Here is a 23780-nt window from a genome sequence, read left to right on the forward strand (position 1 = left end):
CCGGCTACAGCTGTCCCGGAAACTCGCGGGATCGCGATCCGATCTCACGACAACTCTCGTGAGATCGGACATCAAGCAGATTTCGACAGGCCTGTCGTTTCTCACGAAAGTCGTCACTTTCTCACGAATGTTGTCGCAGTTCTCATGGAAGGTGGCGGATTCTCATGAAACCTGTCGCAGCACCGATCGGCGGCGAAGCTACCGACCCCGCCGAGAATGATCGTGTACGGCGGGATGACTCGTACAGCCGCTGAATGGGGTCCAGAAACGTGAGCCGTCAGAGGGTTTTGGCAGGCGTATTCGCTGACCTCTGGCGCTCCGCTCCAGTCAGCTCAACGGTTGAGAAGTGAGCTCTGGATCTTTTCGGATACGGCTTGGCGCAGCGGGCGCACTGCTTCGGCGTCCCAGGACGCCGGGTTGGGGAACGACCATTCCAGGAGTTCCCCGCGAGGCGTCGCCGGCAGGGTGAGTCCGGGCTTCATCAGGACCACGATGTCGGCGGCGTCCAGGTCGTCGACGGTGACGGCGCGCGGCACACGATCGGTGATGTTCATTCCGAGTTCTGCGACGGTGGCGGCCACGGCCGGGTTTACTTCGTCGGCGGGGGAGAGGCCCGCCGACGTCGCGGTGAACCGGTCGCCGGCCAGGTGCTCTAGGAGCGCTGCGCCGAGCTGTGAGCGGCCGGCGTTGTGCTGGCAGATGAAAAGGACGGTTGGGGGAGCGTCAGTCACGGGGTCTCTTCCGGGTTGGGTTCAGCTGGCGGCGAGACGGGGAGCGAGTTCCGCGATGCGGCGCTCCAGCTCGTCAAAGGCGGTATCGAAAGCGTCATCGGTGCCGATCCGCACCGGGTCGGGAATCGACCAGTGCAGGTGCCCGGAGACGCCGAGTTCTTCGTGAGCGTTATCGCACACCGTCACCACGAAATCCGAATCGGTCAGGACCGAAGTCAGGGCGCGCGGTGATTCCGTTGGCAGCGCGAGGGCGTGGCGCTCGGCTGTGGCAACCGCTCCCGGATCTATCCGCTCGGCCGGGTGCGTTCCTCCCGATGACGCCGGGATGCTGCTGCGGGTAGACCACAATGCCGCAGCAAGCTGCGACCGGGCGGAGTTCGCCGTACAGACGAACACGACGCGATCCGCGCGCTCCACTCGGCCGGGAGTGAGCCCGCGAAGCGCGGTTTCGGTCAGGTGAACATAGCTGCGCCGTTTGTCAGCCTCCGAGCGCGAACGCGAGACCATCCCCACGGACTCCAGCACATTCAGATGGTGTGTGACGAGGTTGGAGGGAAGACCCAACGCCACCCCGATTTCGGTGGGGGAGAGGTCGCCCAGCGTGAGACGGTCGACGATCCGCAGGCGAGATGGGTCACCCAGCGCAGCGTGCTTCGCCGCGCGCGCCTCCACCTGATCAGTTCGTTCAGTGTTCATTGTTTCAATCTTGACTGAACTACACCTCTCGGGTCAAGATAAGCCGACATGAACATTGCTACCCGCTCCCAGTCCGAGCCCGCGCGACCTCACCTGCTGCGCCGAGCTGCTGCCGAGTTCCTTGGAACTGGCCTGCTCGTCACGATCGTTGTGGGTTCCGGCATCGCGGCGCAGCGCCTCTCGCCGGATGACGTCGGCCTCCAACTGCTGGAGAACAGCCTGACCACCGCGCTCGGTCTGACGGTCCTGATCCTCATGCTGGGCCCCGTGTCCGGTGCGCACTTCAACCCCGTGGTGTCGATCGCGGATTGGCTGCTCGGACGCCGCGCCCGGACGGGACTCCCGCTGCGCGACCTCGCCCCGTACGTGCTCGCGCAAGTTCTCGGCGGTATCACCGGAACGTTCTTGGCGGGAGTGATGTTCGACGCGGCCCCCGCGCTCTCATCGAACGACCGCGCGACCGGTGGACACCTGGTCGGGGAGGTGGTCGCCACGGCGGGACTGGTGCTGTTGATCTTCGCGCTCGCGCGCACGGGCAAGGGATCTGCCACGGCGGCCGCGGTCGGCGCGTACATCGGCGCCGCGTACTGGTTCACAAGCTCTACGTCGTTCGCGAATCCCGCGGTGACGATCGCCCGCATGTTCACCGACACCTTTGCCGGCATTGCGCCCGCCTCTGTCGCGCCGTTCATCGCTGCACAGCTCGTCGGGGCTGCGATCGGCCTCGCTGTGCTGCTCGCCCTCTACCCGACCGCCTCCCGCACGGCCGGCGACGTCGTGGTCCCTCAGCAACTCGAAACCCAGCCCTGAAAGGCACCCTCATGCATCTTGTAGCGATCGGCGGAAGCGACGCCGGAATCTCCACCGCCCTCCGGGCCCGCGAACTCGACCCGTCCGTCGACGTCACCGTCGTGGTAGCCGATGCGTATCCGAACTTCTCGATCTGCGGCATCCCGTACTACTTCTCCCGCGAGGTGCAGCCCTGGCAGTCGCTCGCCCACCGCACCCACGCGGATCTCGAAGCCACCGGCATGAACCTCCGTCTGGACACCCTCGCCACGGGTATCGACGTCGACAGCCGACGACTCACGGTCCGCGACGCGCACGGCAGCGAATCGACCATCGCGTACGACGAACTCATGGTCGGCACCGGAGCATCCCCGTCAATCGCCGGCATCGCAGGCCTCGACCAGCTCGGCCCCGACGACGGCGTGCACCTGCTGCACTCGATGGGCGACACCTTCGCGCTCGAGAAGTACCTCGACGACCATCAGCCCGAGACGGCAATCATCGTCGGAGCCGGCTACGTCGGCCTCGAAATGGCCGAAGCGCTCACCGTGCGGGGCCTCCAGGTCACCCAGCTGCAGCGCGGCCCCGAAGTCCTCTCCACCCTCGATCCCGAACTCGGCTCCCTCGTCCACGACGAACTCACCCGACACGGCGTCGACGTCCTCACCGGCACGCGCGTCGAAGCCGTCGCCTGTGAAGCCGGACGGATCGCCGTCACCGGCACCCGTGACGGCGAAGCATTCTCCCGCACCGCTGACGTGGTCCTCGTCGTCGTCGGCGTGCGACCCAACACCAGCCTCCTCACCGCAGCCGGCGCAACCACGGGAGCGGGCGGCGCTGTCGTCGTCGACGAACAGATGCGCACCGGCCTGCCGAACGTGTGGGCGGCCGGCGACGGGGTGGTCACCCATCACCGCCTGCTCGGCGTCACATACCTTCCTCTCGGCACCACGGCGCATAAGCAAGGGCGCGTCGCAGGGGAGAACGCGATCGGCGGCGACACCCGATTCGCTGGGAGCCTCGGCACGCAGGTCGTGAAGGTCTTCGACGTCGTGGCCGCACGCACGGGGCTCCGCGACCACGAAGCCACAGCCGCCAGCTTCGCCCCGCACAGTCACACCGCGATCGCGGACGACCACAAGCGGTACTACCCGGGCGCCACGCCCATCAGCATCCGCATCACCGGAGACACCAACGACGGCCGTCTGCTCGGCGCGCAGCTCGTCGGCACCCGCGGTGCCGAAATCTCCAAGCGCGTCGACACCTACGCCACGGCTCTGCACCACGGCATGACTGTCGCGGCGATGAGTGACCTCGACCTGTCGTACACGCCCCCGCTCGGCTCACCGTGGGACGCCGTGCAGGTCGCAACCCAGGCGTGGGAGCGGGAAACGCGCCGGTCGGCATCTGCGCTGCGACAGCCTGCTGCTTAGGATCGCTCTGACGTGGGGATACTCCGGGCCCACCAACGACGCTGGAAGCCTTACTCGAGTCCTCTTTCGACGATCGCGATTGGTCACCGATGGCTGTATAGTTCAGTACGTGCTGACTATTGCTTCCCGTATCGATGTAATGAACCGGCTTGGCCGGGCGATGGCCGATCCGACGCGCTCCCGGATCCTGATGACCCTGCTCCAGGGGCCCAGCTATCCGGCCGTCCTCTCGCGCGATCTGGTACTCACTCGTTCGAACGTGTCGAACCACCTGACGTGCCTGCGCGATTGCGGAATCGTCGTCGCGGAACCAGAAGGCCGCCAGACTCGCTATGAGATCGCCGATCCGCACCTCGCTGCTGCCCTCATTGCGCTGGTGGATGTGACGCTGGCTGTGGATGAGCACGCGCCGTGCGTGGACTCAGCGTGTACGGTGGCCGGTTGCTGTGCGACGGGGGTGGACGCGTGAGCGCGGCGTGTGGCTGCGAGCACGAGCCTGCCAGCGCGGTGGAAGAGGAAATCGAAGAGGCCGAGCGCCCCTGGTGGAAAGACCGCGGAGTTCTGGTGCCGGTTTTCTCCGGGGTCGCGTTCCTGGCCGGCCTGATCTTGGAGTGGTCTGGCCAGGAGATCCCCGCGCTGGTGCTGTTCTGGGTCGGTCTGCTGCTGGGTGCCTCGACGTTTACGCCGGGAGCGGTTCGAAAGCTGTTCAAGGGCAAGCTGGGCATCGGTCTGCTGATGACGATCAGCGCCATCGGTGCAGTCATCCTCGGCTACGTGGAGGAGGCCGCAGCTCTCGCGTTCCTGTACTCGATCGCTGAGGCGCTCGAGGACAAGGCGATGGACCGTGCCCGCGGCGGCCTGCGCGCACTGCTCAAGCTCGTACCGGAAACAGCCACGATCCTGCAGGGCGACACTACTGTGCAGGTGCAGGCGAGAGAGCTGACGGTCGGCCAGGTCATGGTGGTCCGGCCGGGCGAGCGGATCGCGACCGATGGGGTCGTGCGTTCTGGTCGCTCGAGCCTGGATACCTCGGCGATCACCGGCGAATCGATCCCGGTAGAGGTGGAGCCCGGCGATGCGGTGTCGGCGGGTGCGATCAACAGTGCCGGTGCGCTGGAGGTCGAGACGACGGCTGCTGGCACCGACAACTCGCTCACTACGATCGTGGAGCTGGTAGAGAAAGCGCAGACAGAGAAGGGCGAGCGTGCTCGTCTCGCGGACAGGATCGCCCGCCCGCTGGTGCCCGGTGTTCTGATCCTCGCGGCGCTCGTCGCGATCATCGGGTCGCTGCTGGGCGATCCAGAGGTGTGGATCACCCGCGCGCTTGTCGTGCTGGTCGCGGCTTCTCCGTGTGCACTCGCAATCTCGGTGCCACTCACGGTCGTCGCCGCGATCGGCGCCGCAAGCAAGTTCGGCGTGATCATCAAGTCCGGTGCCGTCTTCGAGCGCTTCGGCACCGTCCGGCACGTTGCCCTCGACAAGACCGGCACCCTCACCCGCAACGAGCCCATCGTTACCGCTGTCCTCACCGCAGATGGCGTGTCGGAGGCTCAGGCGCTGGCGTGGGCGGCAGCGCTGGAGCAGCACAGCACGCATCCTCTCGCTGCCGCGATCACGGCGGCCGCTCCGGGTGTCACAGCCGCTGCGGACGTGACCGAGCGGGCTGGTCACGGCATTGACGGCACGGTCGACGACTCGAGAATCACTGTGGGAAGCCCCCGCTGGCTGGACGCCGGCGCGCTCGGGGATCGGGTCGCGGAGCTCGAAGAGCAGGGCATGACCGTCGTGATCGTGCATCGTGACGGGACGCCGGTCGCCGCGATCGGCGTCCGTGACGAGCTGCGCCCAGAAGTCCCCGAGGTGGTCCGAACGCTCACCGGCCAGGGCGTCGGCGTGACGATGCTCACCGGCGACAACGCCCGGACTGCCCGTGCGCTTGGTGCGCAGGCCGGGATCAGTGACGTGCGAGCCGAGTTGCGTCCGGAGGACAAGGCGACCGCGATCGCGGAGTTGTCGAATGTAGGGCCGGTCGCGATGATCGGTGACGGAATCAATGATGCCCCGGCTCTCGCCGGCGCAGACATCGGCATCGCGATGGGCGCGACCGGCTCCGACGCAGCGATCGAATCCGCCGACGTCGCGTTCACCGGTCACGATCTGCGTCTGATCCCGCGCGCGTTTGACCACGCCCGACGGGGACGACGGATCATCAACCAGAACATCATCCTGTCGCTGCTGATCATCACCGCACTGCTCCCGCTCGCGCTCTTCGGTGTCCTCGGGCTCGCGGCGGTCGTCCTGGTCCACGAGGTCGCCGAGGTCATCGTTATTCTCAACGGCCTGCGCGCCGCCCGCACTCCGCGAGTGAAGAGCTGATGCTCGCGACCATCGGATCAGCGATCGGCCTGTTCGCTGCGACCAACATCGATGACATTGTCGTGCTCACCGTGCTGTTCCTCGCTTCCAGCCGAGGAAAGCCGCGACCGTGGCAGATCGTCGCAGGCCAGTACTTCGGGTTCATCACCCTCGTCGTGATCAGCGTGATCGCCGCGCTCGGCCTCACGATCGTCCCGGACGAGTGGGTGGGCTTCCTCGGGCTGATCCCGCTCGGCATCGGCATCTGGACGCTCGTACGTGGCTTGCGTCGAAACGGTGATGACGATGATGATGACGCCAAGATCACCGCGGTCGGGTTGTGGGGCGTCGCCGGGATCACGATCGCCAACGGGGCCGACAACATCTCCCTTTACACGCCGATCTTCCGCACCAGCGCGCCCGGCGACGTCGTCGTCATGATCGTCGTGTTCCTCATCCTCGTCGCCGTCTGGTGCGCTGCCGGACGGCTGATCGGCACCAACAAGGCCGTCACCGAGGGGCTGGAACGAGTCGAGCACTGGCTCGTACCGGCCGTATTCATCGGTCTCGGGCTGTTCATACTGATCGAATCCGGCGTCATCGTTCGCCTGATTGAGGTCCTCGGATGATGTCGTCCGAGGCCGAAGCTCGCCCGTCTATTGCGCGAAAAGTGCCGTCGGCGCCGCGCTGGCAACTCACGGTTGGAGCGCTCCTGATCGCCGTGTTCGTCGTCCTGATCGATCAGGGAACGAAAGTGTGGGCGGTAGCGACTCTCACGGAGCGCGAGCGCATCCCGCTGGCGGGCGACCTGCTGGGCCTGCAGCTTGCGTACAACCCTGGTGCCGCCTTCTCCTTCGGCGAAGACTTCACCTGGGTGTTCGCGCTGCTCGCTGTCGCCGCCACCGTTACAGCGATCGTGTTCGCGTTTCGAGTTCAACGCCTGGGATGGGCGATCATCATCGGCGCGCTCGGAGGAGCCGCAGCATCACACGCAGGCGACCGTCTCTTCCGAGATCCCGGGTTCGCCCGCGGACACGTCGTGGACTTCCTCGCCTACGGGAACTGGTTCATCGGAAATGTCGCGGACATTGTGATCTTCGCTGCTGCGATCGCCGGAGCGTTCCTTATGATCCGCGGCGGCGATGAGACCCAAGAATGAGACGTCTAGGGCAGCCGCTAATGCGCGGATGCGGTAGGAGGGCTGATTGCGGCGGCAGGACGCGAGAGGGTTCGAACACTCGAGGTCAACGGTTGGTCGCCTCGTCGAGTGCGTTAGTCAGGTCGCTGAGCTGAGTGAGTTCAAGCTTCTCGCCATCCAGGAAAAATGATGGCGTGCCGCTGACCCCAAGATACTGTCCATCGTTGAAGTCAGCTTCGACTCTCTCCCTAGTCGCCGGGGCGGCTACAGCCGCGTCATAGGCACCCAAATCCAACCCGAGGTCCTCCGCGAAGGTATGGAACAGGTCCGCTCGCGAGGTCTGCTGTTCGCCCCACTGAGTCTGCGTTTCGAACAGGCGCTGATACATCTCCTCGAACTTCCCCTGCTCGGACGCGGCTTCCGCAGCCAGGGCGGCGTTCATCGAATTGAAGTGTCCGGGGGGGGTAGTAGCGAACGACGTAGTTGATTCCACCCTCGTACTGTTCGCGGATCTGCTCGACGACCGGATAGAACGCACCGCACGCTTCGCACTCGAAGTCGAGGAACTCAACCAGCGTCGGAGCGTCTGGCCCGGCCGCGTCGAGCACATGCGAATCCGCACGGGTACCAGGCAGTGCACCTTCTGTGCGGGATTCCGGAGCTGCGGGGCGGGTCATCAGGACGACCACGAGCGCCATAATGGCGAGCACGGTGAGGGTGGAGCCGGTGACGAGGGCGACCTTGACGGGGGGTTTCAAGACGGATGCTCCAGATCGGTGGCGGGCGTCGCCAAGGTAGGGAGGTTTAGAAGAGGGCGAGTAGGGGCGTCTCGTTCATTGCATCGAGACGAAAGCAAAAGTCAGCACACGCTGACTGTACAGGGACTGCTGACTAACTCTCCTGGTGATCCGGTGGATGGTCGCGTCGCAGACGAAGCGCAACCCACCAGCCGCACCGGCGACAGATGAACACCCCGCGCTTCCCAAGGGCATGCAATTTCCTTCGGGGCAACGATCGCCCGCAACACGTACATGTCTCGTCTGACTCAGCGGCCACGAGTGATGATCGCCTCCCGGATCTGATCAACCGTCGGCGTACCTGCCACGCCCGCGGGTGTCGCGTAGACGCGACACGCTAAGGCGACGCTGTGATCCGCGCCGGGGAACAGATCCTTCCCGTTCAGTGTGATCGTGGGAGACCCGGCAAAGGGAACCGCAGCGGCATCCTCCTCCGTGCGGATGAGTCGATAGCGCAACGGCGTGGCCCCATGGCCTGTCTCCCGAAGCGCCTCGGCAACATTGTGGCCCGCGGCGATCCAGCTGGGACAGCCCGCGATATGCAATAACTCAATCTCCATGATCACAAGGATCCTCCCATCTGCTGCTGACCGCGCAGCATCGCCGGGGGCCTACGCTTCAATCTTTTGTAACGATCGGCTATGGCAAGGCAGCGGTCGTCGTCAACCAGGTGCGCGACCAGCCGAAAACGATCGTTTCCGGCGAGCTCGCGTCGCACGTCATCGTACGCCCGCCGTTAACGTTCGCCGGTATCTGCTTTCGGTAGACGTTTCCGGCGTTCAGGTAGCTGATCTTGCTCGTCGTCCGTCGATGCGAGTTGGCGTGGTTGGTTTCGTTCCGCGCGGAGTTGTTGCTCGATCTTGGCGTGTGCTTTTCGTTCGTTGCGGTCGGCTCTGATGATGGACCGCAGGACGAACCAGAATGCTGCGACGACGGCGATCGTGGGGATGACGGACCAAAAGGCGTTGGTCCAGTAGTCATTGAGATTCATCCGCGCCTCCCGGGGGCTCACGCAGCACGAGCGCCAGTCCGACGATTGCGAGGATGAACGCTGTTTCGTAGCTTCCGAGCGTGTATGCCCAGAGTGACCATTGGTCTGGAACGGTTGTGTCGATGAGGAGATGAGCCGCGATCAGTGCGACGGCGGCCAGGAGAAGGAAGGCCCCGACACGTACGAGGCGATCGTGACGCCGCTGTGGGGACACGTGGCTGGTGCGCGTGGGAACGTGTGCTGGTGGACGGTGCCGAGCTGGGTGCAGGTGGCGGGTCATCTGAATATGGCTCCGATGAGGTAGAAGCTCGCAAGGGCGAGAAGCAAGGCGAGGACTGTGGCGCACGCGATGAAGACGGATATGCGGCGGAAGGGATTGCGGCGGGGGACCATGGGTGGCCGTTCTGGTGGTGGCGTTCTCTACCGGGCGGGGGCGAGGATGGTTGTGTCGTCGGCTGTGATCTGGACGATGCCTCGGTCGTCGACAACGATGAAGCGTTCGTCATCGATCGCGGTGAAGGCCTGAGCGGCCCCTTGAAGCGCGTCGAGGCGTTGCCATGTTCCTTCGGTGTTCTGTGACCAGAGGGCACCGTCGGTTCCGACTCCTGCGAGCGAGCCATTGGGTTTGGCGTCGAGTGTGTAGAGCAGTGGGGCGTCGGCGATGGGGGTGAAGGTGGCGCCGTTGTCGGTGCTGAGGAGCAGCCCTTCTTCTGCGGCCGCGTAGAGACCGTCGCCGGTGGCCGCGAGGTCTGCCGCGGAAAGTGTTGCGCCGCGGGTCCATTCGAGACCGTCGTCCGTGCTGACGAGGAGATCGACGCCATCGGACGCGATCCCGTAAAGAGTGCCGTCTGGTCCGGCGGTGAGGACATGGAAGTCCGTGCTGCCAGTGAGCGCGAACGGTGACCACGATTCGCCGAAGTCGTCACTACGAATGACACCTAGGTTCGGGGAGCCGAGCTGTGCGGGTGTCTGTGTGCCCGGGTGTCCGGATGCGAAGAGGGCGTCGTCGAGGACGGTAAAGCCCATCGCATCGAAGTCGTGGCCTCCGATGGGACCGGCGATCGCACCTTCGGGCGTGAGGGTGAAGAGTCCTCCGTGGGTGGCTACGAAGAGGTCCTCACCGCGGGGGTCAGCGGCAACACCGTGAATGTGTTGGATAACGGGGGGTACCGCGTTGGCGCCGGGGGCCTGCGGCGCGGCGCAGCCGGTGAGGGCGACGGCTACGAGAGCGATCGCGAAAGCGGGTAAGGGCGAGTGGCGGTTCATGAGACTCCGACGTGAAGAAGTGCATGCGGGTGCGCGGCCGGTACGCGAATGAGAGTCGCGACATGGCGCCAGCGCGGTGGCGTGGGTTACTGCGAGAAGGCCAGTTCGGGGGTGCGGGCGAGCGCCGCACCCCCGAAGGTGGATCAGAGCGTGTCGAGGAGGTCTTCCATCGTGGCGATCTCCGTGGTCTGCGCCTCGATGATCGTCTCGGCCAGAGCGACCGCGTCGCTGTTCTGGCCGTTGTCGACCTCTTCTTGGGCCATCTCGACGGCACCCTCGTGGTGCTGGATCATCTGCTCGAGGAACAGGCGGCTGGCGTCCGCGCCGGTGGCATCCTCGAGAGCCTGCATGTCATCTTCGGACATCATGCCGCCCCCGTGATCCATGCCCTCCATGTCGGAAGTGTCAGCGCCCCACTCTTCGAGCCACTGGTCCATCTTCTGGATCTCGGGCTCCTGCGCGGCCTTGATCTCTTCCGCAAGGGCGACGACGCGTTCGTCGACGCCCTCCTTGCTGAGAAGCATGTCGGACATGTCGATGGCCTGGGCGTGGTGCTCCTTCATCATGCTGGCGAACATGATGTCGGCGTCATTGGCGTCCGCGGAGGCCGGGGTGGAGCTGCTGCTTTCATGGTTCATGCCGGGCATGTCGCCGCCGGAGGTGTTACTGGCGCAGCCGGCGAGTCCAAGCACTGCGGCGAGGGTGAGTGCGGCAGTCGCCGCAAAACGGGTCTTCATGATGGGGTTCTCCAAGAGTCGATGGTAGTGCCCAGCGAGAGAGGCTGGGCGAGGGAGTTACCCGCAGAAGGCGGGCACGCCTGCCATCACGTGCGACTGATGCAGAGAACGGTGAGAGACGGAGGCCGCAGCGGATGCAGCGCATCCCGGAGGTGTAGGCGGGACACGGGCGTTCCCGGGGAGTGCGCGACGGCACGCCACCAGGCGGACGGCCGGGTGAGCAGCACGACGGCAATGAGGAGCGCGAGAACGCAGGCCATCCACGCCATGCCGTGATCGTCAGAACACGTGGCGCACCCCGCCTCGTCCATCGCTGCGGCGTCGCCTGAGGCGTGTGCGGGGTGAGCGTCGGCATGCGCGGGTGCGACGGCGATGGTCTCACTGTGCCCGGAGGGCATGGTGTGCGTGTTCATCGAGTGCATAGCCAGAAGCCCGAAGATCACGGAAAAGGCGACGGCGACGACGGCCAGGAGGGTGCGGGTGAGGGTGCGCTGGTTATGCACGCGGCGTGCGATCGTCATCAACACTGTCCCACCTCCCTTTCTTCCAGGGTACGTCGCTGCCGCCCATGCGCCTACTTGTCGACGACGTCGCCCGGGCTGAGGTTCAGCCGTCGCAGCAACTGCGCATTCAGCGCGACAACGATCGTGGACAGTGACATCAACACCGCCCCGACCGACATCGGCAACACGAACCCGACGGGGGCGAGCACACCGGCAGCCAACGGCACCGAGAGAAGGTTGTACCCGGCGGCCCACCAGAGGTTCTGTTTCATCTTCCGGTAACTGGCCCGTGACAGCTCAATCACGGAGATCACCGATCTGGGGTCGTCGCTGGCGAGGATGACACCCGCGGAGGCGATCGCGACGTCCGTTCCTGCGCCGATCGCAATCCCCACGTCCGCCTGGGCGAGGGCGGGGGCGTCGTTCACGCCGTCACCGACCATCGCGACCTTGCGGCCTTCGTTTTGCAGTTCTTTCACCTTGGAGGCTTTGTCCTCCGGACGGACCCCGGCGAAGTACCGGTCGATACCCAGCTCGTCGGCGACGGACGCGGCTACCGCGTCAGCGTCACCGGTGATCATGACGACCTGCACGCCGCGCTCGTGAAGCGCATCGACTGCGTGACGCGACTCGGAGCGGATCTCATCCGCGAGGCGCAACGCACCCGTCACCTGACCGTCGACGAGCACGTGGAGGATGATCGCACCCTCACCGCGCCACTCGTCGGCAACCGGCAGCTCGGCGGCGTGTTCTTGCTCGAGCATGTACGGGCCACCGACCTGCACGACACGACCATCGACACGGGCGCGCACCCCGACCGCAGGCGAGGACTCGAAGTCGGACGAGCCCGGAACGGTGAGGTTCTTCTCCTTCGCCGCGTTGACGATCGCGCGGGCGAGGGGATGCTCGGAGTCCGCTTCCGCGGCCGCAGCCCACGCCAGCAATTGATCCGCGTCGATCCCCGTGATGGGATCGATTGCGGTCACGGCAGGGGTGCCCTTGGTGAGCGTGCCGGTCTTGTCGAACAGCACCGTATCGACGGTGCGCATGCTCTCCAGAGCAAGACGATCCTTGATCAGAACGCCACCACGAGCGGCCCGCTCGGTCGCGATCGAGACGACAAGCGGGATCGCCAGGCCAAGAGCGTGCGGGCAGGCGATCACCAGCACCGTGATCGTACGGATCACGGCAGCGTCCGGGAAGCCGACGATGGTCCAGACGATGGCGGTGATCGCGGCGGCGCCGAGCGCGAACCAGAACAGCCATCCCGCCGCCTTATCCGCGAGACGCTGGGCCCGCGACGACGAGCTCTGCGCTTCGGTGACGAGCTTCTGGATGCCCGCGAGAGCGGTGTCCTCACCGATGGCGGTGATCTCCACTCGCACACCGGAGTCAGTGGCGACGGTGCCGGCGATGACCGGGTCACCGTCGCTGCGGCGTACCGGCCTGGATTCTCCGGTGATCATCGACTCGTCCATGCTGGCCGAGCCCTGCACGATCCGCCCGTCCGCAGGAATCCGCCCGCCGGGGCGCACGACCACGACATCGCCCACCTGCAAGTCGGAAGGTGCGACCGTGACGGTCGTGTCACCGTCGATCTTTTCGGCCTCGTCGGGCAGCAACGCGGCCAGGGAGTCCAACGCCGATGTCGTCTGTGCGAGGGAGCGCATCTCGATCCAGTGCCCGAGCAGCATGATCACGATGAGTAGGGCCAGCTCCCACCAGAAGTCCAGCTCGTGGTGCAGCAGGCCGAGGCTCGCACCCCACGAAGCGAGGAATGCCACGGTGATCGCGAGGGCGATCAGAAGCATCATCCCGGGCTTGCGGGCACGGAGCTCACTCACCGCGCCGGTGAGGAACGGGGTCCCGCCCCACACGTACATTACGGTTCCGAGGACCGGGGAGATCCACGCAACCCACGCGGCATCGGGCAACGGATAGCCGAGGATCGTCGAGAACATCGTCGAGAACCCGACCACGGGCACCGCGAGGAGCAGCATGATCCAGAACAGGCGCCGGAACTGGCCTACGTGATCTCCGTGGCCCCCGTGGCCGCCGTGACCCTCGTGCCCGCCGTGACCTGTGTGTTCTGGTGATGCGCCGTGGTCGTGGCCCATCGCCGCGTGGTCGTGCTCTGTTGTGGGCGCCCCGCCGTGTTTGGCGTGTGCGGCGTGATCGGTGTGGTCGTCGTGCTGGCTCATCGGAACTCCTTGCTCGAATCCGCCCGGGTCGGGCCGGACGCTCTCAGGTGCGACTCAGGCGTGGTTGGTCGCGAGGGCGTAGCCGGCCTCTTCAACCGCAGCCTGCACGGCAGCGGGGTCGACAGGGCTGGTGCTGTGAATGGTCACCCGGGAGGGGCCGCCAGCGTTCAGATTTACGGTGACGGACTCGACGCCGTCGACAGCGCTCAGTTCCTCACTGACGCTCGACACACAGTGCGAGCACGTCATTCCCTCGACCAGCACGTCCTGCGTAACCGCAGACGCCACGGGTACGGATGTCTCCGCGTTCAAGGGGGTCGCGCAGCATGCGCAGCCCGCGTTCGCGTCCTTCAGTCCGAGTTCGATGCGATCAGTCATGCGTGTGTTCTCCTTCAACTAGACAGACGTGGGGGTCATGAACGGACCAGGCGGGCGATTGCTTCGTTGGCCTCGCGGACCTTTTCTGCAGCGACCGCCCCGCCTGTGGCGCTCGCTTCGGCGACGCAGTGACTCAGGTGATCGCTGAGCAGTGACAAGGCGACCGTCTCCAGGGCCTTCGTCGCCGCAGAAACCTGGGTGAGGATGTCGATGCAGTACTTGTCCTCATCGACCATCCGGGCAATCCCTCGCACCTGACCCTCGACACGGTTCAACCGCTTGCGCAGATCGTCCTTGTTTCCGTCATACCCGTTCATGATTCGAAGATACCCCCCGGGGGTATGCAACTCAAGTGGTTCCGGTTCCATTCCCGACGTGAGTACTTTGTGTCCACCTCGCTCACGCTGCGACCCGTGATTCGTCGGCGGTGCTGTCGCGAGTATCCGGAGTTGCGGCGGAGACTCGCGCGAACGCGGCCCACCACAGCTAACACACCCCGGCGGGGTACTCAAGGGCCTCAATGAGTGGAGGGCGCGAGCGTACCTTCGTGGCTCACGAAGCTCGTGGCTCACGAAAGGACCCCCTCATGTCTACTACCGAGGAAATGCTCCGCACCTACCCGAAAGACCTAGGCGGAATCGATCAGGAGAAGCTTGCTGAGTGCATCGACGCGTGTCTGGAATGTGCGCAAGCATGCACCGCGTGTGCCGACGCCTGCCTCAGCGAGGACATGGTCGCTGACCTGACCAAATGCATCCGCACGAACCTGGACTGCGCAGACCTTTGCGCCACCACAGCCCGCATCCTCTCCCGCCACACCGGGTACGACGCCAACCTCACCCGCGCCGCGCTTGAAGCCTGTCGAACGGCCTGCACGAGCTGCGCCAACGAGTGCGAACAGCACACCATGCACGAGCACTGCACGATCTGCGCCGAGGCATGCCGGCGCTGCGAACAAGCCTGCACTGCGCTGTTGGAGACGCTATGACACAGCACCACGCCGACAACGGGGCACGCCCGCCCGTACCGGAATCTCACGAACAAGACCACGGCGGAATGTCGAGCTACCTCAAACTCGCCATCTCCCTGACGCTCAGCTTCGTCGTGATGTACTTCCTCACGTTCGCGATGATCAACGTCCTCGATGACCTCTTCCTCAACATCAGCAACCTCTACATGGCTCTGATGATGGTGTTCCCCATGGGCATCATCATGGTCATCGTGATGTGGAAGATGTTCCCGAACAAGGCGGTGAACGTCGGGCTGCTCGTAGGCTTCGCCGCACTATTTCTGGTCGCGTTCTTCATGGGCCGCGCAGAAGCCTTCGTCGGTGACGACCAGTTCCTCCGCTCCATGATCCCGCACCACTCGCGAGCGATCCTGGTATGTGAGCAATCAGATATCAGCGACCCGGAAATCCAAGACCTCTGCAAGCAGATCATCTCTTCACAACAAGAAGAGATCGACCAGATGAACGACATCCTCGACCGGCTCAACGAATAGTCAACCGACCTTTGGCGACGAGTGAGCCCGAAGAAGGACTCCGGACCCACCGCCGATCAGCGGGGTCTAGGCCGACTCGGCACACACTACGCGTGGGGACCTCCGTGAACCACCGAAAACGATCGTTTACGGCAGACGCACGGAGGTCGCCGGCCGATCGCACGACACGCCGATCGCGCACCCGCCGAAACCCCCTGCCGAAACCAGATGCGCCGAAACTGGCCGTTCGACGTTTTAGGCAGCGTGAGAGTGGAAGGTGATTTACGACATCTTTCGTGAGACAGCCGGCAGCCTCGACCGTGCATCACTCACCCGTCTTCCCGGGAATGTTCTGTCTCACCGACCGACAGCTTTCGTGAGATCGGACAGCAGATTTCGACATGTCGTTTCTCATGAAACCTGTCGCATTCTCACGAAACCTGTCGCATTCTCACGAAACCTGTCGCATTCTCACGAAACCTGTCGCTGTTCTCCTGAAAGGTGGCGGATTCTCGCGGATGTTGTCACACGGTCGTCCGGGATTGACGCCGTGTGTCAGCAACGCCGAGGTCGCCTACGCATCAACTTGCTCTGACGAACATCGAAAGTGGCAAGCGATCTCGTGGGGCGGTGGCACGGTTCGGCGGACGCATAGGGGATCTGCGTAAGGTGCGAATGTGCCTCGAGACCCACGTTTTAGTACCGTTCGCGGTGCGGCGGGAGTCATGCTCGCCGCAGTGTTCGCCATCGGTCTGAGCGGGTGTGCGCCGGATCCGGTCAGCGATTCCTACCTCAAGGGTGAGAACACCGGGTATGTGGCCGGCAACGGCGCTATTGTCGAGGTCCCGGTGGCCGAGCGGAGCGAGCCCGTGGTCTTCAGTGGCGTTACTGAAACTGGTGATGATTTCGACAGTGCGGACAACGCCGGCAAGGTCACGGTGGTGAACTTCTGGTACGCCGGGTGCGCGCCGTGCCGCATCGAGGCGAAGGATCTTGAAAGCGTCTGGCAGGAATACGGCGGCGAGGATGTGGCTTTCATCGGCATCAATACCCGCGACCAGGCTGACACTGCCCAGGCTTTCTCTGACGAGTTCGGCATCACCTACCCGAGCCTGATCGACGTGAACACGGCCGAGGCGAAACTCGCTTTCTCCGAGGCTGTGCCGATCCAGGCGACACCGACCACTCTCGTGCTCGACAGACAGGGCCGTGTCGCCGCCCGCATCATCGGGCCCATCGACGGCACCTCGATCCTCTCGACCCTCGTCAAAGACGCCCTAGCGGAGACGCCGTGAACGCAGACACCATCATCGGGTCCGGTGCGCTCTGGCTCGCAGTCCCCGTCGCGATGCTCGCCGGCCTCGTGTCGTTCCTGTCGCCCTGCGTGCTCCCGCTGGTCCCCGGCTTCCTCGGCTTCCTCGGCGGAGCGGTCGCGCCGCGCTCGAAGGGTGACGCGACGAACGCAGTCGCGCCTGAGCGCCGTCAGCTCGTTGTCGGCGTGCTTCTGTTCATCCTCGGCTTCAGTGTCGTCTTTGTTCTCATCACTGCGCTGAGCGGGACGGCCGGCGTGTTCTTCCTACGCTGGGGTGACCTGGTCACGCGCATCCTCGGAGTCGTCGTCATCCTGATGGGGCTCGTCTTCCTCGGGTTGTTCAGTTTCGCCCAGCGGGAGGTCCGCTTTCACGTTGGCTCCCGGGCCGGTGTCGTCGGGGCGCCGCTACTCGGAGTGGCACTCGGTATCGGCTGGGCGCCGTGTATGGGGCCGACGCTTGCCGCGATCATCGCGCTTTCGTTCAACGCCGGCGACCCTGTCCGGGCTGGCTTCCTTGGTCTCGCGTATTCGCTTGGCCTCGGCATCCCGTTCCTGCTGGTCGCACTGGGGTTCGGTTGGGCGGCGAAGACGGTCGAGTTTCTCCGTCGTCACATCCGGGTGCTGAATGTCTGCGGCGGTATCCTCCTGATCGTCCTCGGCCTCCTGATGGTGACAGGGCTGTGGACCGACATCATGTCGCGGCTGACGGCGGTGATGGGCAGCGTCATCCTCCCGCTCTGAGATCCCTAGCAAGGATGTCGGGAGTGACGACTGGAGCAGCCTTCTCTACCCAACTGTTCATGTCGACGGCGCCACTTCGTGATCCGGCGTCGGAACCTTAGATATAGACGCCACGGTCTTCCATGAACCGGACGGGGTTGGTGTAGCCACCGTTGATGTAGACCTCGAAATGCAGATGGCACCCGAAGGAGCGTCCGGTGTCACCCGCGTATGCGATGACCTGGCCGGAATTGACCCATTGCCCCCGGCTGACGGCGATGCCACCGGGTTTGATGTGGGCGTACCCGGTGCTGACGCCCCCGCCGTGTTGGATGCGGACGTAATTGCCGTAGTTGCCGTTGGCGGCGGCGTAGTCCACGGTTCCGGAGTTGGCGGCGTAGATCGCCGCTCCGCAGCCGTTGGCCAGGTCGGCGCCGTAGTGGTAGCTCGAGGAGCAGCCCTGCGAACCACAGATGGGGGTCCGCGGGCCGTAGCTTGAACTTCGGCCGCCCCCGTGGGGCCGAACCCAACCGCCGCTCCCGGCGGAGCCTCCGCCGCCACCGTTGCCGCCTCCGTTGGCTGCCGCTTCGGCGGCTTCGCGTTCGCGACGGGCGCGCTCTTCGGCCTCGCGCGCGGCTACACCCGCCTGGTAGCCGGCGACCGTCTGCGTGGTGGTGTCTTTCAGCGCGGCGAGCTGCGCCTGCATCGTCTCGAGGTTCGCGGCTTGCTCGTCGAGCGCGGCCTGTGCGGCGTCGGCCGCTTCTTGTGCGGCAATCATCTTCTGCTCCGCGACCTGCTGCAGGCGGTCTCGTTCGTCGCGGGCGACCTTCGCCTGATCGGTCAGCGATTGGGCGGTGTTGCGCGCCGAGATTGCGTCATCGTAGACCGACCGGTTGTACTCGAGCAGCTTGTCCATGGTGCCCAGCCGGGACAGGAGCTCATCGGCGTTGTCCGCGGAGCCGGAGAAGAACAGTTGCAGTGCTGAGTCGTCTCCACCGTTGCGGTACAGCTGTGCCGCAACTTGACCGGCCCTGCGCGCAGAGGTTTCGGCCATCGCTGATTGTTCGTCGGCCTGCGCCTGCAGGCTCTCGGCTTCCGTGATCGCAGCGAAGTATTCCTGTTGTGCTGCGTAGAACTCGTCGGAGGCTGTATCGGCGGCAGCCTGGGTCTCGGCGACTTTCTGCGTCAAGGACTGGATCAGCCCTTCGATTCGGGTGATCTCGGCGGCCTTGGCAGCTTCGTTGTTCTTGGCGCGTTGGACATCGTCCCAGCTCGGGTAGGACGCAGCGTACGCCGCTGAGACGCCGGAGCCGATACCGAATGCAGCGAATGCAGCGACGCCGAGGGCGCCGAGTCCGAAAGCGCCACGTCGAGTCACACTCAGCTTCCAGAATGAGTCGCGTTCGGCGGGCGTGGGTGCACACCCGCATTCTTCAGCCGCCTCCGTAGCAGCCGCGGAGACGCGTCGTTCGTTCACTGTGCCCTCTCCTCGAGTTCGGCTTCGTGGATTCTGCTGCCATGGGCGCGCCGATTGGCCATGCTCGCGTTGCCCGCTGTCTGGTCTATCGTCCGTTCGTGGGGGCCGAAGTCGCGCCGACTCGCCCGTGATCTCTGATCTGTGGCCCATATTTGACGCATCGAACTTGAGTTCGACTGTCCTGGCACGAGGCTCACTCTTTCGGGTCCGTGTGGACGTCGGCGCTCGACCGGTTGTGTTTTTTCTTCTTCACTTGCCGTACGACAACGGTGGCGGTGATCACCGCGGCACCGATGACAGCAACGGCGATGATGAGCGGGATCGCGATTGAAGCCACCTCGTTCTCGCCTGCAGATACCACCGGGGCAGGGGTGTCCGCTGCTGGCGGTTCGGTGGTTGGCGCGGTGGAGGGCGACGCCTTTGCCGGTTGGATCCGTGATTGTTCGTTCCCGCATGCTGGTTTGTCCCATCCCAGCCCTGGCTCGCTGCTGGTGGGAGCGTACGTGAACGTGAAGCTCTCGGAGATGGGGTGACCGTCGCTGGAGACGGCGTTCCACAGCACGGTGTAGACGCCCGGTTCTCCGAGTGCGACCGGGGTGGTGAGGATGTTGCGGTCGATGGTGGAGCAGCTGGATTCGTAGAAGAGGCCGTCGGGTCCTTGCACTTGGGCGAAGCTGGCCTGGCTGAAGTCAATGAGTTCCCCGCTGAACGTGAGAGCGACGTCGTCAAGTTGGGTGACGGTTTCGTCTGCCCCGGGCACGGTGTCCAGGAGGTTGTCGTGCGCGAGAGCTGCGGGGGCCGGTGCGGCCACGATTCCCAGTGTGATGAGAGCTAGAAGTGTGCTGGCGAGCCAGCGGGTGCGGTGGGTGGAGGTCACAGGTGCGGGTCCTTTCGTACGGCGGGCACGGGGGTGCTGTCGGTAGGTCGGTTGTTGCGTTTCGTGTGGAGGACGGAGAAGCCGGTGAGGATTGCGAGCATTCCCGCGATCACCAAGGTGGCGGCTCCGGCGAGGGCCTGGTCCTGGAGGGGGGTGGGTCCCCATGTCCGCCCCATGGCGCCAAACCATTCCGCGACGATGAGGTCGGAGCGAGTGATCGTGGCGATGCCGAAGAACGCTGCCACGCCTGTGAGCGCAGTGAGTGAGGCCACACGCCACCGCCCCTCGGGGGTTGTGGACGCGTTCAGGGAAAGCGATCGTATGAAAAGGCACCCGGTGACGAGGAGCTGGCTGATCATCCATTCCGCTCCGAGCTGGTCGTAGAGCGACCAGCGGAACAGGTCGGAGTAGTGGAACAACCACAGCGACGTGGCGAAAAGAGCCGCGGCGACGACGGGGCGCAGAGTAAATTTGGCCAGCGGGCTGTGGGCGGCCCAGAGAAGCCATTCCCGCGGTCCTCGGCTTCCATCGTCCCGTGGATGGATGACCAAGGCTGCGAGGGTGATCGGCGCCGCGAAGACAAGGAGCAAGGGGATCGCGAGGCTGAGGAGAGCGAAGGAGAGGAATCGCATACTGATGAGCGAGTCGTCGTAGGCGGCGAGCGGGCCACTGGTTGTCCACAGAAGCGCACCCATCCCCGCAATCCAGCTGACCGTCCGCCTGGCTGGCCACGGATACCCGCGGCGCCGTGCGCGTTGGACGCCGACGAGGTAGAAGACGATTCCGAAACCCGCGACGAGCACCCAGAGGAGGTCGGGGCTCCACGCCGTGAACCATCTCTGCAGGGTGAGTGCGATCGGGACGGGTGCGTCGGTGAGGATCTCCGCGGCGGTGTTCTGCGGCAGTGTGATCGTATCGGCGGGGGCGGCGGTGCGGGCGAGGGCGGCGGCCGCACCGCTCGCGATACCCATGAAACCGAGTTCGACGCTCACGATCATCCAGAAGGCGCCACGGCCCTCGCTGGCATTTGCGAGGAGTCGACGGCGGTAGGCGGCACCCAGGACGCCCATGACCAGAAGAGCGCCGATCTTTGTGAGAAGGATGAGGCCGTACGGTGAGGCCAAATCCTCCCACCGGCCGAGGGCAGTGAGCGCCCGCGCGTATCCCGAGACGGCGACACCGATGAACGCGATGAGCGCCACCGTCGAGTACCGGCGAAGCACGTTGTCGAGTTCGTGCGGAGAGCTGATCGGTCGCACGACGACGAGCAGGATGAGACCTCCGAGCCATATCGCTGCTGAAATGACGTGCAGGACGAGGGACATGACCGCGGGATCGTGGTTGGCGAGCTCACCCGAATGACCTTGGGTGGCCATGGGTATCAGGCTGATGATCGCAAGCATGGTTGTGATCAGCACCGCACCATAGCTGCGCACAGCGAATGCGAGGACTGTCACGACCGAGGCGAGGATCGCGGTGATAAGCCATGATCGTCCCAGTTCGGTGTCGAGGAGGAAGCGGCCCAGCTGCGCGCCGAACTCAGCGCTCAGGTTCACTTGCGGATTGAATGAGGACAGGAAGGTGAGGTAAGCCACCACCCCGCTTGTGATGGTGAGGGTCGCGGCGCCGGCGGAGGCTATATCGAGCGCGACGGTGAAGGGCTTCCCTGCCGAGGGGAGAGCGAACACCGCCAGTACCAGGGGCCCGAGCATCGCCGCACCGGAGAGATTGACGAACAGTTTCGCGGCCGGGAGTCCCCATCGCACGAGCGCTCCAGGGTCACTGGTGAGTCTTGGTGCAGCTCCTCCACCGATCGCGAGCCCGACGACCACAGCGATGAGTGCGGCGGCAACGAGGAGCGTCGGTCCAGCGATCCGGAGAACAACGGCATTCATGGAGTGGTATCCCCTGTCTCAGTGCCAGGAGCGTCCGGGTCTTCTGTCACAGGCGCCGTGCATTCACCGGTCTTGGTGAGCTGCTGGATCGCCCCGGCAAGAGATTCGAGAACCGCGTCCGCCGACAGGGTGGTGGTGTCCACGTACACCTGGGCAGCTGGCTCTCGGCCGTAGGTTGTGAGCCGCAGATTCGGGGTCTCCTCCTCGTCGACGATCCAATCGACGCCACCCAAGCTGACACATTGCAGGGTGGTGGGGGCCGGGGGCTCCAACCCGCAGGTGAGGAGCACGCTGCTGGGGGTACCCCATGCTGCGGTGGCCTGAGCGTCCGTCCAGACGCGAGCCTGGTCGCCAATTGAGTCCGGTAGTCGTACGGTGACCTCTGCGCACAGCGGGTCGTTCGCGTTTGCTGCGGGCTCGAGGTGGATGGTGGGTGCGCAGCTGGTGAGCACAAGCAGTGCGCACAGCGCCGCGACAGAGGTCAGAATCTTGAGCTTCACAACGTCATCCATCCGTCTTCCTGGGAGTCAGCACGAGTCCGTCGCGGTCGGATCGACATGACGAGCAGCGCTAGTACCGTTCCGATACTGAGCATCCAGTCGAGCCACGGCATCAGCACGACAGCGAGAGTCGTGCCGGTGCGGAGGGGGACCTCGGTGATCTTCGCCGCGGTCGTGTCCACCGCAACCTGCGCCAGCACCTTTCCATCGCGGCCGATGACTTGACTGGTCCCGGTGGTGGAGACGTTCACCGCAGTTCTCCCTGTTTCGAGCGCGCGCATGCGGGCGATGGCCAGCTGTTGGAGGTTCTCGTCGGTGCCTCTGAAGTCCGCGTTGTTGGTTTGAAACACGAACATTTGCGCGCCAGAGGCAGCGCTTTGGTGGATGACGTCGTCGTAGATGACGTCGAAACAGATCGCCAGACCGATGGGCACATCGTCAACGTTCATGAGGGGTGTGTTGGAGCCGGGCGTGTACTCGCGTTGTATCAATCCGATGAGGTCGGGGGCGATGGCTTCGTAGAACCAACGGTCCGGGACGTATTCGCCGAAAGGGACGGGGTTGACCTTGTCGTGGAGCTGCTGCGGCCCGGCGCTGGTCCACAGCATGGAGGTGTTGAACGTGTCGGCTCCGCGGGTGGTTGCCGCATTCACCAGTGCCGGAGTGCCGGCACTCTGCACGAGTCGATCAAGGCGGTCTGCGACGGCGGCATCGCGCAGGGGATCGGCGTCGACGGCCCCTTCTGGCCAGACGAGAAGGTCCATTTCACGCCCCAGGAGAGGAGATGTCGCTTCTTCCTGTGCGCGCAGGATGTCGCCTGGTGTCCTGGTGTCGAAGTAGCCGCTGGGTCCGTTGCCCTGTACCCATCCGACGCGCATCATTCCCGCTTGCTCGGTGGGGAACAGAGGGATGGCTATCGCGGCAACGACGATGACCACGGCCGTTGCTGCTGGCTCCCATCGGCGGAGGATGAGGGCTTCCACGACGCTCGCGCAGACGAGAACGGTCAGGAAGGACAGCCCCGTGGTTCCCACCCATGAAGCGGCTTCCGCGAGCGGGCTCTCGGCGAGGCTGAAACCGACGCGCGCCCATGGGAACCCGGTGTACGGCGTACTCCCCATCAGTGTTTCTCGCAGCATCCATACCCCGGCGACGAGCATGGGAGTGATCGCACGATACGCGTATCCCGCGCGGGTGGTGGTGACCCGATAGGCGAGTGCGATCAGCGCACCGCCGGCACCGAACAGCAGGGATTCCAAGCCAGCCAGCGCGACCCATGGGATGGGTCCCAGAAACCGGGTCACCCATACCAGGTGGGTGAAGTAGAAGGTCGCGCCGTAGACGAGGGAGATCAGGAACGCCCCGGGTAGAGAGCGTCCGCGGAGCGTCCACAGCCCGATGGTTACGCTCACGAACGTTGCGGGCCACCACCCGTTTGCGGGGTAGGCGAGATCCAGCATGCCTCCTGCGATGGCGGACGCGACGATCGCTACGGGAAACGG

Annotated in this window: 27 protein-coding genes and 1 pseudogene; 11 read left to right on the forward strand and 17 right to left on the reverse strand. The window is 64.8% G+C overall.

Annotated features, from left to right (window positions below):
* Window positions 1-332: 332 nt before the first annotated feature.
* Both FGL91_RS08050 and FGL91_RS08055 read right to left on the reverse strand, forming a co-directional pair.
* Window positions 333-731, reverse strand: a complete 399-nt coding sequence (locus FGL91_RS08050) for a low molecular weight phosphatase family protein (RefSeq protein WP_062635603.1) — start codon at window positions 729-731, stop codon at window positions 333-335.
* 21 nt (window positions 732-752) lie between these two features.
* On the reverse strand, window positions 753-1427 hold the full coding sequence (locus FGL91_RS08055; RefSeq protein WP_046747248.1) for a helix-turn-helix domain-containing protein: 675 nt from the start codon (window positions 1425-1427) through the stop codon (window positions 753-755).
* Between the two features lie 48 nt (window positions 1428-1475).
* Here FGL91_RS08055 and FGL91_RS08060 point away from each other — a divergent pair, with 48 nt between their 5' ends.
* From FGL91_RS08060 to FGL91_RS08085, 6 genes are all read left to right on the forward strand, one after another.
* Window positions 1476-2237, forward strand: a complete 762-nt coding sequence (locus FGL91_RS08060) for an MIP/aquaporin family protein (protein WP_153243570.1) — start codon at window positions 1476-1478, stop codon at window positions 2235-2237.
* An 11-nt stretch (window positions 2238-2248) separates the two neighbouring features.
* Entirely contained in the window at window positions 2249-3649 is a 1401-nt protein-coding gene (locus FGL91_RS08065; RefSeq protein WP_153243571.1) for an FAD-dependent oxidoreductase, read from the forward strand.
* 109 nt (window positions 3650-3758) lie between these two features.
* On the forward strand, window positions 3759-4118 hold the full coding sequence (cmtR, locus tag FGL91_RS08070) for a Cd(II)/Pb(II)-sensing metalloregulatory transcriptional regulator CmtR (protein ID WP_045264358.1): 360 nt from the start codon (window positions 3759-3761) through the stop codon (window positions 4116-4118).
* On the forward strand, window positions 4115-6025 hold the full coding sequence (locus tag FGL91_RS08075; RefSeq protein ID WP_194239345.1) for a heavy metal translocating P-type ATPase: 1911 nt from the start codon (window positions 4115-4117) through the stop codon (window positions 6023-6025). The genes cmtR and FGL91_RS08075 overlap by 4 nt, the downstream gene beginning before the upstream one ends.
* A complete protein-coding gene (locus FGL91_RS08080; RefSeq protein WP_045264185.1) occupies window positions 6025-6633 on the forward strand; it encodes a cadmium resistance transporter in 609 nt (202 codons plus the stop codon). Before FGL91_RS08075 ends, FGL91_RS08080 begins: the two co-directional genes overlap by 1 nt.
* Entirely contained in the window at window positions 6630-7163 is a 534-nt protein-coding gene (locus FGL91_RS08085; protein WP_227991975.1) for a signal peptidase II, read from the forward strand. Before FGL91_RS08080 ends, FGL91_RS08085 begins: the two co-directional genes overlap by 4 nt.
* 85 nt (window positions 7164-7248) lie before the next feature.
* Here FGL91_RS08085 and FGL91_RS19340 read toward each other — a convergent pair whose 3' ends face one another.
* The 4 genes and pseudogenes from FGL91_RS19340 to FGL91_RS08100 all read right to left on the reverse strand — a co-directional run bounded on the left by FGL91_RS19340 (window position 7249) and on the right by FGL91_RS08100 (window position 8930).
* Window positions 7249-7584 carry a DsbA family protein gene (locus FGL91_RS19340; protein ID WP_322619405.1) on the reverse strand — a complete coding sequence of 112 codons (336 nt, stop codon included), beginning with the start codon at window positions 7582-7584 and terminating at the stop codon, window positions 7249-7251.
* 79 nt (window positions 7585-7663) lie between these two features.
* Window positions 7664-7840, reverse strand: a pseudogene (locus FGL91_RS19395) (hypothetical protein); the annotation flags it as partial.
* Window positions 7841-8187: 347 nt separating this feature from the next.
* Window positions 8188-8499 carry a hypothetical protein gene (locus FGL91_RS08095; protein WP_045264357.1) on the reverse strand — a complete coding sequence of 104 codons (312 nt, stop codon included), beginning with the start codon at window positions 8497-8499 and terminating at the stop codon, window positions 8188-8190.
* A gap of 176 nt (window positions 8500-8675) precedes the next feature.
* A complete protein-coding gene (locus FGL91_RS08100) occupies window positions 8676-8930 on the reverse strand; it encodes a hypothetical protein (RefSeq protein WP_074731521.1) in 255 nt (84 codons plus the stop codon).
* Window positions 8931-9060: 130 nt separating this feature from the next.
* On the opposite strand from FGL91_RS08100, the gene FGL91_RS08105 reads away from it, so the two are divergent.
* Window positions 9061-9234: a hypothetical protein gene (locus tag FGL91_RS08105; RefSeq protein WP_153243572.1), complete on the forward strand. Its 174-nt coding sequence runs from the start codon at window positions 9061-9063 to the stop codon at window positions 9232-9234.
* A 116-nt stretch (window positions 9235-9350) separates the two neighbouring features.
* Here FGL91_RS08105 and FGL91_RS08110 read toward each other — a convergent pair whose 3' ends face one another.
* From FGL91_RS08110 to FGL91_RS08135, 6 genes are all read right to left on the reverse strand, one after another.
* Window positions 9351-10196: a F510_1955 family glycosylhydrolase gene (locus tag FGL91_RS08110; protein WP_153243573.1), complete on the reverse strand. Its 846-nt coding sequence runs from the start codon at window positions 10194-10196 to the stop codon at window positions 9351-9353.
* A gap of 143 nt (window positions 10197-10339) precedes the next feature.
* Entirely contained in the window at window positions 10340-10933 is a 594-nt protein-coding gene (locus tag FGL91_RS08115) for a DUF305 domain-containing protein (RefSeq protein ID WP_046747254.1), read from the reverse strand.
* Between the two features lie 86 nt (window positions 10934-11019).
* Window positions 11020-11454, reverse strand: a complete 435-nt coding sequence (locus FGL91_RS08120; protein WP_052748655.1) for a DUF6153 family protein — start codon at window positions 11452-11454, stop codon at window positions 11020-11022.
* Window positions 11455-11507: 53 nt separating this feature from the next.
* Entirely contained in the window at window positions 11508-13637 is a 2130-nt protein-coding gene (locus FGL91_RS08125; protein ID WP_194239346.1) for a heavy metal translocating P-type ATPase, read from the reverse strand.
* A 54-nt stretch (window positions 13638-13691) separates the two neighbouring features.
* The gene (locus FGL91_RS08130) at window positions 13692-14015 is read right to left on the reverse strand and encodes a heavy-metal-associated domain-containing protein (RefSeq protein WP_153243574.1); all 324 of its coding nucleotides are present in this window, start codon (window positions 14013-14015) and stop codon (window positions 13692-13694) included.
* Window positions 14016-14050: 35 nt separating this feature from the next.
* The gene (locus FGL91_RS08135) at window positions 14051-14332 is read right to left on the reverse strand and encodes a metal-sensitive transcriptional regulator (protein ID WP_060926252.1); all 282 of its coding nucleotides are present in this window, start codon (window positions 14330-14332) and stop codon (window positions 14051-14053) included.
* Between the two features lie 269 nt (window positions 14333-14601).
* On the opposite strand from FGL91_RS08135, the gene FGL91_RS08140 reads away from it, so the two are divergent.
* The 4 genes from FGL91_RS08140 to FGL91_RS08155 all read left to right on the forward strand — a co-directional run bounded on the left by FGL91_RS08140 (window position 14602) and on the right by FGL91_RS08155 (window position 17550).
* Entirely contained in the window at window positions 14602-15003 is a 402-nt protein-coding gene (locus FGL91_RS08140; RefSeq protein ID WP_046747258.1) for a four-helix bundle copper-binding protein, read from the forward strand.
* Window positions 15000-15518 carry a DUF305 domain-containing protein gene (locus FGL91_RS08145; protein WP_227991980.1) on the forward strand — a complete coding sequence of 173 codons (519 nt, stop codon included), beginning with the start codon at window positions 15000-15002 and terminating at the stop codon, window positions 15516-15518. The genes FGL91_RS08140 and FGL91_RS08145 overlap by 4 nt, the downstream gene beginning before the upstream one ends.
* A gap of 704 nt (window positions 15519-16222) precedes the next feature.
* A complete protein-coding gene (locus FGL91_RS08150; RefSeq protein WP_136054588.1) occupies window positions 16223-16792 on the forward strand; it encodes a TlpA family protein disulfide reductase in 570 nt (189 codons plus the stop codon).
* A complete protein-coding gene (locus FGL91_RS08155; RefSeq protein ID WP_194239347.1) occupies window positions 16789-17550 on the forward strand; it encodes a cytochrome c biogenesis CcdA family protein in 762 nt (253 codons plus the stop codon). Before FGL91_RS08150 ends, FGL91_RS08155 begins: the two co-directional genes overlap by 4 nt.
* A 97-nt stretch (window positions 17551-17647) precedes the next feature.
* Here the strand turns inward: FGL91_RS08155 and FGL91_RS08160 are convergent, their stop codons facing one another.
* The 5 genes from FGL91_RS08160 to lnt all read right to left on the reverse strand — a co-directional run bounded on the left by FGL91_RS08160 (window position 17648) and on the right by lnt (window position 23738).
* On the reverse strand, window positions 17648-19006 hold the full coding sequence (locus FGL91_RS08160; protein WP_058631461.1) for a M23 family metallopeptidase: 1359 nt from the start codon (window positions 19004-19006) through the stop codon (window positions 17648-17650).
* Window positions 19007-19199: 193 nt separating this feature from the next.
* Window positions 19200-19817: a copper resistance CopC family protein gene (locus tag FGL91_RS08165; protein WP_165875502.1), complete on the reverse strand. Its 618-nt coding sequence runs from the start codon at window positions 19815-19817 to the stop codon at window positions 19200-19202.
* A gap of 62 nt (window positions 19818-19879) precedes the next feature.
* A complete protein-coding gene (locus FGL91_RS08170; protein WP_131494214.1) occupies window positions 19880-21778 on the reverse strand; it encodes a cytochrome c oxidase assembly protein in 1899 nt (632 codons plus the stop codon).
* Entirely contained in the window at window positions 21775-22290 is a 516-nt protein-coding gene (locus FGL91_RS08175) for a DUF3515 family protein (RefSeq protein ID WP_058631458.1), read from the reverse strand. Before FGL91_RS08175 ends, FGL91_RS08170 begins: the two co-directional genes overlap by 4 nt.
* Window positions 22275-23738, reverse strand: a complete 1464-nt coding sequence (gene lnt, locus FGL91_RS08180; RefSeq protein WP_232762584.1) for an apolipoprotein N-acyltransferase — start codon at window positions 23736-23738, stop codon at window positions 22275-22277. Before lnt ends, FGL91_RS08175 begins: the two co-directional genes overlap by 16 nt.
* Window positions 23739-23780 lie beyond the last annotated feature (42 nt).

This window comes from Microbacterium sp. CBA3102, assembly GCF_007954505.1.
Taxonomy (GTDB): domain Bacteria; phylum Actinomycetota; class Actinomycetes; order Actinomycetales; family Microbacteriaceae; genus Microbacterium; species Microbacterium aurugineum.

What these genes read in the sequence shown, in the direction of transcription:
- FGL91_RS08055 (WP_046747248.1), bottom strand. Translation starts at nt 1,427, where the DNA reads ATGAACACTGAACGAACTGATCAGGTGGAGGCGCGCGCGGCGAAGCAC.
- FGL91_RS08060 (WP_153243570.1), top strand. Translation starts at nt 1,476, where the DNA reads ATGAACATTGCTACCCGCTCCCAGTCCGAGCCCGCGCGACCTCACCTG.
- FGL91_RS08065 (WP_153243571.1), top strand. Translation starts at nt 2,249, where the DNA reads ATGCATCTTGTAGCGATCGGCGGAAGCGACGCCGGAATCTCCACCGCC.
- FGL91_RS08080 (WP_045264185.1), top strand. Translation starts at nt 6,025, where the DNA reads ATGCTCGCGACCATCGGATCAGCGATCGGCCTGTTCGCTGCGACCAAC.
- FGL91_RS08085 (WP_227991975.1), top strand. Translation starts at nt 6,630, where the DNA reads ATGATGTCGTCCGAGGCCGAAGCTCGCCCGTCTATTGCGCGAAAAGTG.
- FGL91_RS19340 (WP_322619405.1), bottom strand. Translation starts at nt 7,584, where the DNA reads ATGAACGCCGCCCTGGCTGCGGAAGCCGCGTCCGAGCAGGGGAAGTTC.
- FGL91_RS08095 (WP_045264357.1), bottom strand. Translation starts at nt 8,499, where the DNA reads ATGGAGATTGAGTTATTGCATATCGCGGGCTGTCCCAGCTGGATCGCC.
- FGL91_RS08100 (WP_074731521.1), bottom strand. Translation starts at nt 8,930, where the DNA reads ATGAATCTCAATGACTACTGGACCAACGCCTTTTGGTCCGTCATCCCC.
- FGL91_RS08105 (WP_153243572.1), top strand. Translation starts at nt 9,061, where the DNA reads ATGAGCCGCGATCAGTGCGACGGCGGCCAGGAGAAGGAAGGCCCCGAC.
- FGL91_RS08110 (WP_153243573.1), bottom strand. Translation starts at nt 10,196, where the DNA reads ATGAACCGCCACTCGCCCTTACCCGCTTTCGCGATCGCTCTCGTAGCC.
- FGL91_RS08115 (WP_046747254.1), bottom strand. Translation starts at nt 10,933, where the DNA reads ATGAAGACCCGTTTTGCGGCGACTGCCGCACTCACCCTCGCCGCAGTG.
- FGL91_RS08120 (WP_052748655.1), bottom strand. Translation starts at nt 11,454, where the DNA reads ATGACGATCGCACGCCGCGTGCATAACCAGCGCACCCTCACCCGCACC.
- FGL91_RS08125 (WP_194239346.1), bottom strand. Translation starts at nt 13,637, where the DNA reads ATGAGCCAGCACGACGACCACACCGATCACGCCGCACACGCCAAACAC.
- FGL91_RS08130 (WP_153243574.1), bottom strand. Translation starts at nt 14,015, where the DNA reads ATGACTGATCGCATCGAACTCGGACTGAAGGACGCGAACGCGGGCTGC.
- FGL91_RS08135 (WP_060926252.1), bottom strand. Translation starts at nt 14,332, where the DNA reads ATGAACGGGTATGACGGAAACAAGGACGATCTGCGCAAGCGGTTGAAC.
- FGL91_RS08140 (WP_046747258.1), top strand. Translation starts at nt 14,602, where the DNA reads ATGTCTACTACCGAGGAAATGCTCCGCACCTACCCGAAAGACCTAGGC.
- FGL91_RS08145 (WP_227991980.1), top strand. Translation starts at nt 15,000, where the DNA reads ATGACACAGCACCACGCCGACAACGGGGCACGCCCGCCCGTACCGGAA.
- FGL91_RS08150 (WP_136054588.1), top strand. Translation starts at nt 16,223, where the DNA reads ATGCTCGCCGCAGTGTTCGCCATCGGTCTGAGCGGGTGTGCGCCGGAT.
- FGL91_RS08170 (WP_131494214.1), bottom strand. Translation starts at nt 21,778, where the DNA reads ATGAATGCCGTTGTTCTCCGGATCGCTGGACCGACGCTCCTCGTTGCC.
- FGL91_RS08175 (WP_058631458.1), bottom strand. Translation starts at nt 22,290, where the DNA reads ATGGATGACGTTGTGAAGCTCAAGATTCTGACCTCTGTCGCGGCGCTG.
- lnt (WP_232762584.1), bottom strand. Translation starts at nt 23,738, where the DNA reads ATGCTGGATCTCGCCTACCCCGCAAACGGGTGGTGGCCCGCAACGTTC.